Raw genomic sequence first — 14,821 nt, 5'->3', positions numbered from 1 at the left:
AATATGACTAAACCGTTAAGCCCGGAATTAACTAAAAAATACAATCGTCGTATATGGAAACTTCTATTCGGGGGATTAATACTTTTTGCCCTATTTATAGTTTGCATAGGTTTCGGCTTATTTGGTGAAATCCCTTCATTTAGAGCCATCGAAAACCCAAAGAGCAACGAGGCTACCGAAGTTATTTCGGAAGATGGGAAAGTATTAGGGACTTATTTCGTTAAAAACAGGTCGAATGTAGGTTATGCTCAAATCTCACCAAATGTAATTAATGCGTTAATCGCGACGGAAGATATCCGTTTCAAATCGCATTCCGGAATAGATTTTAAACGTACATTTACCATTTTTGCTTATGCCATGATGGGTAAAAAGCAAGGAGGAAGTACCATCACACAACAGTTGGCGTTGAACTTGTTTTCAGAAGAAGGACGCCAAAAAAATTACTTAAAAAGAATTATACAAAAATTTCAGGAGTGGGTAATCGCGGTTAAACTAGAACGCAACTATACCAAAGAAGAAATCATTACCATGTACTTAAACACGGTTGATTTTGGAAACCAGGCATATGGAATTAAATCGGCAGCACGAGTATATTTCAATACAACGGCCGACAAGTTAACGGTTCCGCAAGCGGCCACATTAGTAGGAATATTAAGAGGGATCACACGCTATTCCCCAACACGAAATCCGGAAAGATCAATGGGCAGACGGAATACCATTATGGCCCTTATGGTGAAAGAAAATTTTTTAAGTCAGCAGGAGTTTGACCTATTTAAAGAAAAACCGCTTAACCTGCACTTCAATGCCGCCACCTCTAATGATGGGATTGCCCCTTACTTTAGAGCAATCGTGAAATCTGAAGTGAAAAAGATCTTAGAAGAGCGGTCGATCACCAAAAATGGGGTGCCTTATGATCTAGATAGAGATGGTTTAAAAATCATTACGACCGTTAATTACGATATGCAAGTTTATGCGGAAGAGGCGCAAAAAGAGTATATGAAAATTCTTCAGAAACAATTTAGCAATAGCTGGAAAGGCCGAAATCCATTTAAAGGAATGGAAATGCAGATCCAACAAGGGATAAAAAGGTCAGATCGGTACAAATCTTTAATCCTAGAAGGAAAGTCTGAAGAAGAGATTACAGCAGATTTTAATACTCCCACAAATCTGAGCATTTTTAGCTGGAAAGGGAATATTGATACTTTGATGAAACCTATCGATTCCGTAAAATACTATAAACTACTACTGCGTAATGCGATGATGGCAATGGATCCTAAAACGGGCTATATCAAAGCTTGGGTGGGCGGTATTAATTACGAACATTTTAAGTATGACCAAGTTAAAATGGGAACCAGACAAGTTGGCTCAACTGCAAAACCTTTTACTTATGCTGTTGCTATAGAAAACGGCTACTCCCCTTGCCAACCCGTACCGAATGTTCCGGTTACCATTAAAAATCCGGGAAGTGAAGATTGGACTCCACGATCATCGGGCACCATACCCGGACCAATAACCTTACAAAAAGGTTTAGCTTATTCCCAAAATTATATTGCTGCCTACCTAATGAATGAAGTAGGCCCTACTGCCGTAGTAAATGAAATCAAAAAAATGGGAATCACTTCCGACGTTCCAGCTGTACCCTCTATCTGTTTAGGCTCTTTTGACGCTTCAATTTATGATATGGTAGGGGCATATGGTGTGTTTGCAAATAAGGGCGCTTGGATTCAACCTACTTACATTACACGAATTGAAGATAAAAATGGCGTAGTATTATATGATAGTAAGCCACTTGTGAAGTTGGCCATGAACGAAGAGGCTGCATATGTAATGACAAGGATGTTAAGAGGGGTTATTACTGGAGGTACAGGCTGGCGGTTAAGTGGAAAATATGGAATAAAGACCCCGATTGGTGGAAAGACGGGAACAACTCAAAACAACTCCGATGGTTGGTTTATGGCTATATCTCCTGATATTGTAGCAGGTATTTGGACAGGCTGTGAAGATCGAGCGTTTCACTTTACAAGTACAAGAGATGGGGAGGGAGCGAATTCGGCATTACCAATCTTTGCAGGCTTTATGAAACGGGTATACGCAAATCCCAAATTAAAAGTAAGTAAGGCTGACTTCGAACCCCCAAAAGATGGGCTGAATATTGTCGTTGACTGTGATCAATATGCCCCCCCTTCTGAACAGGAACAAACTGAGCTCGATAAAAAATTAGGCTTTTAACTAATCTTGTAATTCCTCGTTTATGAGTGCTTTCGATTATAAAAAGGCATTGGTAGATGTTCCACATAAGCCCGGAGTTTACCAGTATTATGATTCAGATGACTTGCTCATTTATATTGGCAAGGCAAAAGACCTGCGCAATCGTGTCGGGTCTTATTTTAATCAGGATAAAAATCAATTCAATGGAAAAACCAAGGTCCTGGTATCCAAAATCCGCAGGATAAGTTTTACTATTGTAGACACTGAAATAGATGCATGGCTGTTAGAAAACAGCTTGATCAAGAAACATCAGCCAAAGTATAATATTATGCTGAAGGATGATAAAACTTATCCGTGGATTATCATTAAAAGAGAAGCATTCCCTCGCATATATTGGACCCGTAAAATGGTTAAAGATGGATCAACCTATTTCGGCCCTTATGCCTCAGTAGGAATGATGCATACCATCTTAGATCTGATTAAGGAAATCTATACACTCAGAACCTGCAATTTGCCTCTAACACCGCAAAATATAGATGCAGGCAAGTTCAAGGTTTGCCTGGAATATCAGATTGGAAATTGTAAAGGTCCGTGTCAGCATTACCAAAGTAAAGAAGACTATGATCAAAATATTGAAGAGATCAAAGACATTTTAAACGGAAAAATTGGCAATGTAATTAGAAGTGTAAAACAAGTCATAAAAGTTGCCTCAGATCAACTAAATTTCGAGTTGGCTCATTCTTATCAAAAGAAATTAGCCTTTTTAGAAAAATATCAAAGCAAATCTACTGTGGTAAACAGTGCAATTACCAATATCGATGTGGTGAGTATTGCATCGGATGAGAGATATGCTTTTGTGAACTACTTAAAAGTGATGAATGGCAGTATCATCCAGACGCAGACCATTGAAATCAAAAAGCGCTTGGATGAAACCGATGAAGAGCTATTAACCATCGCAATTACAGAATTTAGAACGAAATTTAATAGTACTTCCAAAGAAATTATTGTTCCATTCCCGATTAGCTTAAGCGATGCAAATTTAAAACTCATAGTCCCTAAACTGGGTGAAAAGAAAAAGCTGTTAGAGCTTTCGGAGAAAAACGTATTATTTTTCAGGAGAGAGAAATTAAACCAATACGAAAAACTTAATCCCGATCTCCGTACTGATCGCATTTTAAGTCAGATGAAAAATGATTTGCGTTTAACTCAACTTCCCCAACATATAGAGTGTTTTGACAATTCGAATTTTCAAGGCAAGTATCCCGTTTCGGCTATTGTAGTATTTAAAGATGCCAAGCCCAGTAAAAAAGACTATCGGCATTTTAACGTAAAAACAGTTGAAGGACCGAATGATTTTGCGACAATGGAAGAAGCCGTTTATAGACGTTATCGAAGAATGCTCGACGAAAATGAACCTCTACCGCAGTTGATTATCATCGATGGGGGAAAAGGTCAGTTATCATCTGCCTTAATTAGTTTAAAGAAATTAGGTATAGATAAAAAAGTGACTGTAATCGGTATAGCTAAACGGTTGGAAGAACTATATTACCCAGGTGATAGCCTGCCGTTATACCTCGATAAAAAATCCGAAACGCTTAAAATCATTCAGCAGCTAAGGGACGAGGCACACCGTTTTGGAATTACTTTTCACCGGAAAAAAAGAGACCAGGGAACGCTAAAAACAGAGCTTGAGCAAATAGCGGGCATTGGCAAAGCAACAGCCGATAAGTTATTGGTCAAATTTAAGTCGGTAAAGCGGATTAAAGAAGCTAAAGAAGAAGAGCTGGTTACCTTATTAAACAAAAAGCAGATCCAAGCCTTAACTGAATATTTTAGCAAGACTTACGAGGTTTAATACTCCCAAAGTCCCTGTTCAAAATCAGATAACCATTTCTTTATTCTTTCTGATTCGATTAATCTATCCTTTGAGTTAGCTATATAATCCGCAATTCTGTTATCTGCTGCGTTAGACCATTTTGTAATATTGCTATAAAATAATCTTCTTACAAACACATCATCAAAGTTAATACCCGAGTTATCATTGCCATTGTTAGCAATCTTGGTTTTTACTAAAATTTCTCTCAGGTCATCGAAATAAAACCACCCTGCAACAGATTTCAATGTATCCCCTCTCACCGTGTTTGTAACGGGATCCACCAAAGGCACCCCATTGTTATCAACAGGTGTTTTAACGTCTATTCTTACCGGAGCAATACCAACAATCCGGGGTTCAAAAATCCCTCTTTTAATGTCTAATACCCAGTCTTCCTTAATTCTTATGATCGAGTAACTAGCGGCAAAAAACTCATTGTCTGCTCTGTTTAATTCATTTGTATTTTGATTAAGGCCTAAAAAAGCGGTATCAGCAGCCGAACCCGTTCCTGCAGTAGTGCTATTTCCTCTTGAGGAATTTAAGGGCTGCCCTTTAAAATCTTCGTCGTCTGGCGCATACATGTCTAATTCGCCATTATTTAGTGCCGTATAAATTACGCCTAGTAAATTTACTTTAGGGGAAGCAAGTATTGAATTGCCCCGATCACGTAGATCTATTTCTCTCCAAACCCTCTTTACAAAAGCTTTATCTTCATCCTTAATAACAGAATAAGGGACCACCGTATCCGCTTCAGTAACTTCCTTAGAAAGATATCCATCCTTTTTAGGAATAAGTTTCTTTTTTGGAGTGTCCTTTTTATCGACAACTGGAGGTGTTATGGCGCCTTGTGTTTGTGCAAACGCGAACACTGTGGTAAAAATAAATATGGCCAAAAAAAGCAATCTTTTCATAATCTTTTAATTTACTGTAAATACCATAGAATTAATCGTCGGCGTACGTCCGTCTGGCAATTGAACCTGAATATTCTCGACATAAACCCTCGATTGATAAGGTAATGAAGACATCGCCGATTTAGCTTGGGCACTCAAAGCACTCCCTTGGCAGTTATAAGTTTGAGCATCTTGCCTCGGTTTAGCAATCACAACTGTAAATCTTAAAACCGGAATTTTAACGTCAAACTCAAAATCCTCTATCGCCGCTACTACCACACCTTCATTCACAATTTTATTCCCCGAAATTATGCCCCCCATTCTGCCTGCAAATTTAGCAGTAGGATTAGGAATCGGTTTTACTCTAAATTTATTGCTTCCTAAACTTAGCGATTTTCCATCAGCTGTTCCAGATACATTAATAGTAACTTCCTTACCAACCATACTCCCCGGAACATTTACCATATATTTGCCAGCACTTCCCGATAAAGAGCCCGCAGAAATACTTGCCTTAATGCTTTCTAATGAAAAACCCGGAGCAGAAATAGAAAATGGATTTGCAATACCAGCATAAATTACATTCAAATTCGTAGAAGAAACCGTTGCAGACGGCTTTGCAACTTGATAAGTAATTGGCTGGGTTTCATATATCTTAATTTCCCCATCCGCTTGTTTAACACGTATTGTTCCACGCCAAGTGTATGAGCCCACCGCATTTGTACTACCCGTATAGGTTCCAACACCATCTTTTACATTCAGGGAATTACCTCCTACACTAATACTAGGATTAGATTTCGAATCGCTTGCTGTCAAAAACACTTCAGCCTTATAAGGTTGACCTTGGATTACATAACTTCCAGACGGTACGGCAACAGCCTTAAATACATCCAAAGTCATTTGATTTTGGTTCATTTCACTAAACAATCTCTTTACAACTTCCGCCTCTGCATTCTTTAAATCCGCTTGAATTTTAGTAAGGATTGTATTTGCAGCAGTTAAAGGTGTTCCCTCTCCAAAATTAATCTCTTCCCATTTCTTTTTACCATTAATTGGTTTCTCCGAGTCTTTGGCTTCTAGCGAAAAAGAAACATTTCTTTGTGCTTTCGCATCCAGCAATGAGATCAATTTTGCTCTGGTTTCATTTATTTTGGCTTTTAATTTTTGTCCCTCCTTTTTGTTGAGCATGATGTTTTGAGCGATATCCATATTCTCTCTTAATACGAAATCTCCTGTCTCTTCATCAATCCCCTCACCAGCAGTTCTAAATTCATTTTTAAGTCTTTGAATTTCTTTATTCAGCTCATCCGCATACGCTCTAGCTTTATTTGCCTTTTCCCAAATAGGTTTCGCACGTTCAGGCTTATTTTTTAATTCTGTATTTTGAAATGCGCTGAATAGCTGGTCAAGGCTCGTGCTCACATTGGTTTTTGAAGCGTCTAAACTATCGTTGATATTCTTAAAAGCATTTAGTATTGTGTCTGAAACATTCAAAGCAAGCATCGCTAATAATACCAAATACATGATATTAATCATCTTCTGCCTTGTTGTTTCTCTTCCTCCAGCCATGTCTAATTAGATTTTGTAATGGTTATTTAATTAAAATACTAATTTGTACGTGGTTGATTCATCGCCGTAAGCATATTGCCATAAATAGCATTCAATGAAGAAAGATTTTTAGCCAGTTTACCTACTTCGTCCTTGAATTGTTTCGAATCTTCCATCGACTCATTGAAATTATTCATCGTTAACGATAGATTCTGATAAAATTTATTCATTGATTTTAAATGAGCACTTGAATCCTGTAATTCTAATTCATAAACTGCGTTTAAAGCTGATAAATTCTTAGCCAAATTATTTATTTGGTCATGATATGCTTTAGAATCAATGTTGCTTTCGCCCATTTCCACTAATTGAGCGGTCGCTTTTCCAAATGCTGTATTCAAATTGTCGAAACTGGTACTTGCCGTCTTAACTTTACCGGTAAATTCATTCGTAGCAAGTGCTGCGTCAGAAACAGTTGAAATTGCGGCTACTTTATCTCCAAAAGTGCGCAAGCCAGTTCCCAAACTTTCGATAAGATCGGGACCAATTTTCGCATCCACTAACATTTTGTCAAGTGCTGCAGTGGAAGAGAAACCTGTAGCAGGCGCAGTTCTAACTGTTGCTTTCGGTAATTCTCCCGCAAAACCAGGGTTTAATTCTGGATAAACGCGTTCCCAAGGCAATTCAGGTTCAGGAGGAAAAAACCCTGTCAAAAAGAACAATACGGCTTCTACACCGAGGCCTACTCCGATAATATAATTGGCATAGGAGCCTCCCCAATGCACAATTTTTGCCAATGCTCCGATAATTACTATACTTGCTCCCCAGGAAATCGCTACGTGTAACCAACCTGGTTGTTTTCTTGCTGCCATATGCTATTTTAAAATTTTGTTTTATTGTTTGAAGTTAGTTGATGCTGTTACCTGCGAAATCAGATACACAACGGAAGCCAATATAGGATCTAGGCTTATCCTGCATTTCGTAGGTGCCCACGGAGTTTTGAAGGAAAAAACCAATATCTTTCCACGAACCTCCACGCACTACTTTATTACCTTTTCTATTACTCGTATAATTGGGGTTAAAATCTAACAACAAACTAGTCGCCGATTTATTATAAGCCGTAATTGTCCATTCTGCAACATTACCCGCCATACAATACAAACCGTAATCGTTTGGCAAATATGATTTTGCATTTACGGTGTACATTCCACCATCATCCGTATAATTCCCTCTTCCCACTTTAAAGTTAGCCTGTAAACATCCTTTGATGTTCATGATGTATGGCCCGCCCCACGGATAGGTTGTTTTAGTATTGCCACCTCTTGCAGCGTATTCAAACTCTTGATCTGTTGGCAACCTGTATTTATTTCTCGAATTAACCGGGATTTTACGTGCTGCTGCAACATTGTTATAAAAAACAGTTCTCCAATTACAGAAAGCATTAGCCTGCTCCCAAGTCACCCCTACAACCGGATACTCATCGTACGAGGGGTGATTGAAGTAAGATTCAACCATTGGATCATTTTGGGAATAAGAATAGTCCATTCTCCAAACCATGGTATCAGGATACACATTCACTGATGGGTGTTCATTTGCCTTTCCAGGAGTAGGATTGTCTAAATATCTCTCAATAAAATCCTGTCTGCTTTTGGTAGAGTCGTTTCTCCCTTCAGCAACTAAACCTAAATTAACATACTCATAGGCATATCTTAATCGTCTCACATCTATCTCATTTCTCCCTGAAATAGCATCGTTACCACTATAATACATGTTTTGTAGCTTGGCTGAATATTGATTATTTTTTCCCCAAAGCACTCCACTTTTACTAGCCGCATTCCAGTTAATGCTTTGTGGGCCAGCTGGAGTGGTTCCTGTAGGCGCAGGCTTATACAGGTTTGGCGCCCCGGCTTGCCCCATAGAAGTGATCGCAATAGAATCCCTCACCCAGTTTACAAATTGCCTGTATTCGGCGTTGGTAATCTCCGTCTGATCCATATAAAAGGCCGTAAATGAAGTCATCCTACTTGGGGACCCTTGATAAAAACTCAGGTCCTCATCTGTCATACCAATTAACGTTCTTCCTTGCGGAATAAACACCATGCCCAATGGAATGGTTTTATTCTTGAATTTCTTATTATAAGCGCCTACCAGTTCTCCTTGCTGACCATTCTTAGAACACCCTATAAAAAGGCTTGAAATAATCAGAAAACCAAGAAAGTAAATTTTTCTCATACTATTAGTTATAGCAATATCAAAACTATATTTATAGCAATTTTATCGAAAATCATCGATATAAACAATATTTTACCTAAAAAAAACAAATTGAACAATGGAATCAACCAGTCCCTACCCGCATGACTACTTCAAATAATTGTCGTTAAGCTTGTTAAGCGTATTTAACGCTTCGGTTTATCCTTTCGACTCAAAGTAAAACGCATCATCAAAAACATTCACCTCATAGAGGTGAAAAGCCAAGGAGAATAAAAAAACCCCCTCAAGTTAACTTTGAGAGGGTTTCCAATTCAATTTGAATTCAATTATCTTATTTATTAGACTTCTTAATATAATTCTCAATTGCCATAATCATGGAGGGTGCTTCCGGACTTGGAGCTGCAATATCTACAATAAGTCCAGCATCCATCACAGCTTTATGAGTATTTAGTCCAAAAGCAGCAATTCGAGTCTTATTTTGTTTAAAATCAGGAAAATTTGTGTAAAGCGATTGAATACTTGATGGACTAAAAAATGCAATCACATCATAAAAAACTTCAGCAAGATCGGAAAGATCACTCACCACTGTTCTAAACAAAACCGCAGGCGTAACGTCATATCCGTTTTTCTGAAGAAAGTTCATCGTGTCTTCAGTAGCTACATCAGAGCATGGATAAAGGAATTTCTCTGTCGAGTGCTTTTTCAAAACCTCCGCTAAATCAGAAGCAGTTTGCTTTCCGAAAAAGATCTTTCGCTTCCTATATTGAATATACTTTTGTAGGTATAATGCCGTCGACTCCGAAATACAAAAGTATTTTAGATCAGCCGGCACTTCATATCTCATCTCTTCACAAACTCTGAAAAAATGATCAACCGCGTTGCGACTCGTAAATACCACGGCCGTAAAATCTGCTAAATTAACCTTGTCTTTTCTAAAGTCTCTTGCTGCAACACCTTCAACATGAATGAAAGATCTAAAATCAATTTTTAAATTATACTTCTTCGCTAAGTCAAAATAAGGTGATTTTTCTGTTTCGGGCTTTGGCAATGTAACTAGTATACTTTTTACCTTGAGTACCCTATCTTCGTTCTTTTCCTGCATTTTAAATAATTACCGCTTAAAATCCTATTGCCTTGATTAATATTAATATAGGGCAAATTTCGAGGGTGCAAAAGTACAATAATAAATAGACTTTTGAAAATCGATTTTGAGATAAAATAGTAAATCCCGCTCTAATCATCTGAAAAACAAATATAATCAACAACAAAACAATCGCAGTTGCCATATAAAATTTGCCATACGGAGCTGGCGACAAAGCAAAGGCAATTACCAATGGCATGAACAAAAATGATGCATTAAAATAAGTGAGATACAATATAGAAACATATTCATTGATAGGTTTCTGCACTTTAAAAAAGAAGCCTAGCATCTTTAGAACTACAATCTTTAAGGCATAAAGAATCAGAATAGCAATTGAAATACTGATGAATGCTGAAAAGCCGTCCTTCACAAAGCTCAACTCCTTATGGCGTCCAACTAGATAAAAAAATAAGCCAATAGTAAAGCCGAAATGAATAAATAACAATAAAAATTGCCAAGAAGTAAATAAATTTTCTTCCTTATTTACGTTAGCAAGTATCCGGTTGCTAAAAAAAGATTGAACGAGCAGTGTGAGTTGTTTATCAAAAAAATTCTTTAATACAGCAAACAAAATAAGTAGGAAAGCAATTGAAGCGACAATCCATAGGTCCCTTCTTTCAATGGGTTTTCCTTCTTGATATTGAGGAATTTGATCAGCTCGTTTATAATTTTTGACCGCATCTTGCAGATTGAAAAATGGAAATCCAAAAGTTCTCCTAACACTGTCATCATATTGCACTCGCTGTAAAGAATCTAATGTGCGAAGCAAAACGGGGGCTACAGTATCCCGAACACTTTGCTGCTGAATAATTGCAGTGTCTAAATATCGGGCATCCAGTTTGATCTTTTGAGTTAATGAATCAACACCAGGCTGTTGTGCGAAAGTGTAGTGACCTAAAAGAAGAAACAGAATAAGCTTTTGGTACATAGAACAGATTAGATATTAGCCATCGCAAAAATAGTGCTTTATTATTTTGATTTCCTAATCGCTTTATCAAGCACTTATATCAAAGCTTTTTGGAATAAGTTAACACGCAAATCTTACCCTTATATTTAACTTTTTAAGAACAGAGGTAAGGTACCTTAATTAGGTTTTTATCGCCATATCATGTGGAAAAAAATGATCGTTTCAGATTAAGATCGCAACCCATCAATTGGTATTCTAAACTAGACACCTCTATTTAATCTTTTAAACTAACTAGATTACGCAATAAATCACTGCAACCCCGAATAGCAATGTTAATGGCGATAACAAACGGAAATAGAGCGGCTTCAGAACGTCTGCCGCGCTCATAGAGAATGCGTGGTGAATTCTTCTAGGCACAAGATAAAGAACACCAGAGGTTGCTAACATAAACCATCCAAATATCTTGAATATCTCTGGAAATCTTGAATAGTCCGAATAGATGATGATTCCCGCTGCAGGAATCATTCTGAAGGTTATTTCAGCATAATTGATAAAATTGGTACTGCCAGCCTTTCTTAAAGTTTCTCTAGCTTTCTGTGGGGCAAAGAGCATAAGCAATCCTATACAGATAAGAAACAATCCAAAAAGTACCACTACCCATTTCGCGATTAGAATCATGTGGTTCAGCCAATTAATTTCACACTATACCTTTTGACTATAAAGTACCTGAATTGTTACAAACAAGTAACTCCTATCAAGATACAAAAGTAAAGTGATTTAATTCCTTACAATAATACTATTTTTGGCTATAATTGACGAAATGTACACTAATTAATCTTCAATATGCCAGCAGCCAGAAAGACCCCAACTAAATAACTCTTGCATATCTGGATCAATGACGGATTGATGGCAATCTTCTTTTTTGTAATTGGACTGGAGCTAAAACGTGAATTGCTATGTAGGTTAGATGAAACAATGTTTGTTACTTTCGTTAGTGGAAAATCGAGACGAGTAACATTTAAGTAACAACATAGTAAAAGAAAAATTGAAATTATTATACACAGATAATGAACAAAACAACTATAAATTTTACCCTCATTTTAAGTTCATCTAATCAAGGTTCATAACATGGCCGGCATCTATATTCACATCCCATTCTGTAAAAAAGCATGTACTTATTGCGATTTCCATTTTAGCACTTCCTTAAAATATGCTGATGAAATGGTGGATGCAATTTGCAAAGAGATTATGCTCAAAAAAGATCGTCTGCTAGCAGAAACGATTGAGAGTATTTATTTTGGTGGTGGCACTCCTTCTGTATTGCCTGCAAAAGCCTATCAAAAGATATTCGACACCTTAACTTCGTGTTTTACCATTGCAAGCGCTGCCGAAATTACCATGGAGGCAAATCCAGATGATTTAGATGGGCAAAAAATTACAGCCTTAAAGCAGCTACCAATCAATCGCTTTAGCATTGGCATCCAATCTTTTTTTGAGGAAGATTTAGTTTGGATGAACAGAGCACATACCGCAATTGAAGCAGAAAGCTGTATTAAAAGAAGTCAGGATGCAGGCTTTGAGAACTTGAGTATCGACTTAATTTATGGGTATCCTTTATTAACCGACCCAAAATGGTTGGCAAATATTCAACAGGCAATCGAATTAAAAACACCGCATATCTCCGCCTATTCGTTAACAGTCGAACCCAGAACTGCTTTAGCTGCCGCTATTAAAAAAGGCCAGCAAACTGGTCTGGACGATGAGCAAAGCGCCGCTCAATTCCTCATGCTCAATCAGCATTTAACCAAGGCGGGATTTGAGCATTACGAGATCTCAAACTATAGTATGCCAGGTTGCTATGCTGTACATAACACGAATTATTGGCGAGGCGTACCATACTTAGGAATTGGCCCATCGGCCCATGGTTTCAACGGGACTACAAGGTATCTAAATGTCGCCAATAATGCACAATACCTCGCCGCTTTAAATGGCCGCACCCTTCCAGAAACCATTGAAGAATTGTCGATCACGAACCAGTTTAATGAGTATATTATGACAGCTTTGCGTACCCAATGGGGCGTTGACCTTACAAAAATATCAACAGAATTTGGGCAAAAATATACAGCACAAACCTTATCCCAAGCTGCAGAATTTATCGAAAATGGCAAACTTATTAGGCTTGATAATAAAATAATTTTGAGTGAAACTGGAAAACTATTTGCTGATGGCCTGGCTGTGGAACTTTTTACAGATGACGACGATAACGACTTCGTAAGTTGACCGATTCATAACCGACTTCGTAAGTCGACTTATTTTAGGTCGACTTACGAAGTCGAAAAAAAAACCTCGTTCTAAAAATCCAAGCTATTTCTTTCTCCGTATCTGTCTTCATAAAATATAAAACTATGAAGAGAATAATTCTATCTACAATTGTCGTAGTAGCTATGACAATCAGCACTCAAGTGCAAGCACAAAAAAATCCAATGGTTGGCGGCGCAGCAATGTACGCAACAAAAGACATTGTTGATAATGCCGTGAATTCGAAAGATCATACTACTTTAGTTGCCGCCGTTAAAGCAGCCGGTTTAGTAGAAACTTTAAAAAGTGCCGGACCGTTCACCGTATTCGCACCAACAAATGCCGCATTTGATAAACTACCCGCTGGAACAGTAGCTACTCTTGTTAAACCGGAAAACAAAAAAACATTAACAACCATTTTAACCTACCATGTGGTAGCAGGCAAAATGGGCAGCAAAGAAATCGCCGCAGCAATTAAAGCTGGTAATGGAAAAGCAGAATTAACTACCGTACAAGGCGGCAAATTATGGGCTTGGATGGAAGGCAAAAAGTTAATGCTTAAAGATGAAAAAGGGGGAACTTCTATGGTAACAATTAAAGATGTGTTTCAAAGCAATGGTGTAATCCATGTAGTTGACACAGTGCTTATGCCAAAGTAATAAATCGTCTATTTTAATCTGTCTTAAAGAGCCTCCTTAAAAATTAAGGAGGCTCTTTTTGATTATTATCATACTGTTAACATTTTGTAAAGCGAATTATTTTTTTCAAATATTAATTTACATTTTTGTGGTGAGGAAAATAATTTAGATTGTATCCTCGTAAAACATAGACAAACAGCATATGAGTTTCATTTTAAAACCTGTTGACACCGTTGAAACTATTAGCAGAGAAGATTTTAAAAAAAATTACCTCGACGCTAGAAAACCATTGATTATTAAAGGCTTAACCAAAGATTGGCCCGCCAGAGAAAAATGGACAACAGATTATTTAAAGGAAATTGGAGGTGACCTAGAAGTCCCGCTATACGACAATTCTAAAGCAGATCCTTCAAAGCCAATCAATGCGGCAACAGCCCATATGAAATTCGGTGATTATTTAGATTTGATTAAAAGAGAACCTACTGAATTGAGAATCTTCTTCTTCAACTTATTTAAGAAAGTTCCCAGTCTGATAAATGATATTAAAATCCCTAAAGATTTAATGGGCGGCTTTATTGAAAGCATGCCAGCAATGTTCTTTGGGGGATCCAACTCTGTAACATTCTTACATTACGACATCGATTTACCTCATATTTTCCATACCCATTTTGGGGGCCGCAAGCACATTATCCTTTTTGATTATAAATGGAAAGACCGTTTATACTGCTTACCTAACGCTACTTATGCTTTAGAAGATTATAAAGTGGATAACCCTGATTTTGAGAAATTCCCAGCGCTTAAAGGCGTAGAAGGCTACGAAGTATTTTTAGAGCACGGCGACACCTTATTTATGCCTACTGGCATGTGGCATTGGATGAAGTATGTAGATGGTTCATTCTCTTTAAGTTTAAGAGCTTGGGATCAATCTATTTCTCGTAAAATCGCCAGTGTTTGGAGCTTATTTAGACATGGCGCTGTAGACAGCGTAATAAAAATGGCTTTCAAAGAAAAATATGCAGCTTGGCGAGAAAAAGGCGCTGTAAGAATCGCTGAAAGAGCGATGCGTAACGGAAGTCCCAAATAGTCGCCTCGACTTACAGATTTTTAAGTTAT

Annotated in this window: 13 protein-coding genes; 6 read left to right on the top strand and 7 right to left on the bottom strand. The window is 37.6% G+C overall.

The annotated features are described in order from the left end of the window. Positions 1 to 3 precede the first annotated feature (3 nt). Both BM207_RS02005 and uvrC read left to right on the top strand, forming a co-directional pair. Positions 4 to 2,229, top strand: a complete 2,226-nt coding sequence (locus BM207_RS02005) for a penicillin-binding protein 1A (protein WP_090991877.1) — start codon at positions 4 to 6, stop codon at positions 2,227 to 2,229. Between the two features lie 22 nt (positions 2,230 to 2,251). After that, the gene (gene uvrC / locus BM207_RS02000; protein ID WP_090991876.1) at positions 2,252 to 4,063 is read left to right on the top strand and encodes an excinuclease ABC subunit UvrC; all 1,812 of its coding nucleotides are present in this window, start codon (positions 2,252 to 2,254) and stop codon (positions 4,061 to 4,063) included. Here the strand turns inward: uvrC and porN are convergent. The 7 genes from porN to BM207_RS01965 form a co-directional block, all read right to left on the bottom strand. Then, complete coding sequence (porN, locus tag BM207_RS01995; protein WP_090991875.1) at positions 4,060 to 4,992, bottom strand: type IX secretion system ring subunit PorN/GldN; 933 nt, start codon at positions 4,990 to 4,992, stop codon at positions 4,060 to 4,062. The two genes, uvrC and porN, sit on opposite strands and share 4 nt — an antisense overlap. Positions 4,993 to 4,998: 6 nt before the next feature. Beyond that, on the bottom strand, positions 4,999 to 6,537 hold the full coding sequence (porM, locus tag BM207_RS01990; RefSeq protein ID WP_090991874.1) for a type IX secretion system motor protein PorM/GldM: 1,539 nt from the start codon (positions 6,535 to 6,537) through the stop codon (positions 4,999 to 5,001). 38 nt (positions 6,538 to 6,575) lie between these two features. After that, on the bottom strand, positions 6,576 to 7,385 hold the full coding sequence (gene porL, locus BM207_RS01985; RefSeq protein ID WP_090991873.1) for a type IX secretion system motor protein PorL/GldL: 810 nt from the start codon (positions 7,383 to 7,385) through the stop codon (positions 6,576 to 6,578). 34 nt (positions 7,386 to 7,419) lie between these two features. Then, on the bottom strand, positions 7,420 to 8,745 hold the full coding sequence (porK, locus tag BM207_RS01980) for a T9SS ring complex lipoprotein PorK/GldK (protein ID WP_090991872.1): 1,326 nt from the start codon (positions 8,743 to 8,745) through the stop codon (positions 7,420 to 7,422). 310 nt (positions 8,746 to 9,055) lie between these two features. Then, positions 9,056 to 9,826: a uroporphyrinogen-III synthase gene (locus BM207_RS01975; RefSeq protein WP_090991871.1), complete on the bottom strand. Its 771-nt coding sequence runs from the start codon at positions 9,824 to 9,826 to the stop codon at positions 9,056 to 9,058. A 16-nt stretch (positions 9,827 to 9,842) separates the two neighbouring features. Beyond that, a complete protein-coding gene (locus BM207_RS01970; RefSeq protein WP_090991870.1) occupies positions 9,843 to 10,793 on the bottom strand; it encodes a DUF4271 domain-containing protein in 951 nt (316 codons plus the stop codon). Positions 10,794 to 11,063: 270 nt separating this feature from the next. Then, on the bottom strand, positions 11,064 to 11,450 hold the full coding sequence (locus BM207_RS01965; RefSeq protein WP_177217035.1) for a hypothetical protein: 387 nt from the start codon (positions 11,448 to 11,450) through the stop codon (positions 11,064 to 11,066). Positions 11,451 to 11,651: 201 nt separating this feature from the next. On the opposite strand from BM207_RS01965, the gene BM207_RS19345 reads away from it, so the two are divergent. The 4 genes from BM207_RS19345 to BM207_RS01945 all read left to right on the top strand — a co-directional run bounded on the left by BM207_RS19345 (position 11,652) and on the right by BM207_RS01945 (position 14,792). After that, a complete protein-coding gene (locus BM207_RS19345; RefSeq protein WP_262497189.1) occupies positions 11,652 to 11,798 on the top strand; it encodes a Na+/H+ antiporter NhaA in 147 nt (48 codons plus the stop codon). Between the two features lie 102 nt (positions 11,799 to 11,900). After that, positions 11,901 to 13,052, top strand: coding sequence for a radical SAM family heme chaperone HemW (gene hemW / locus BM207_RS01955; RefSeq protein WP_090991867.1), 1,152 nt, complete (start codon positions 11,901 to 11,903; stop codon positions 13,050 to 13,052). Positions 13,053 to 13,177: 125 nt separating this feature from the next. Continuing rightward, positions 13,178 to 13,729, top strand: a complete 552-nt coding sequence (locus BM207_RS01950; protein ID WP_090991866.1) for a fasciclin domain-containing protein — start codon at positions 13,178 to 13,180, stop codon at positions 13,727 to 13,729. A 181-nt stretch (positions 13,730 to 13,910) separates the two neighbouring features. Further along, a complete protein-coding gene (locus BM207_RS01945) occupies positions 13,911 to 14,792 on the top strand; it encodes a cupin-like domain-containing protein (RefSeq protein WP_090991865.1) in 882 nt (293 codons plus the stop codon). The last annotated feature ends 29 nt before the right edge of the window (positions 14,793 to 14,821 follow it).

This window comes from Pedobacter insulae (assembly GCF_900113525.1).
GTDB lineage: Bacteria > Bacteroidota > Bacteroidia > Sphingobacteriales > Sphingobacteriaceae > Pedobacter > Pedobacter insulae.
Note: the sequence above shows the minus strand (reverse complement) of the source record. Positions and strands in the feature narration are given on the sequence as shown.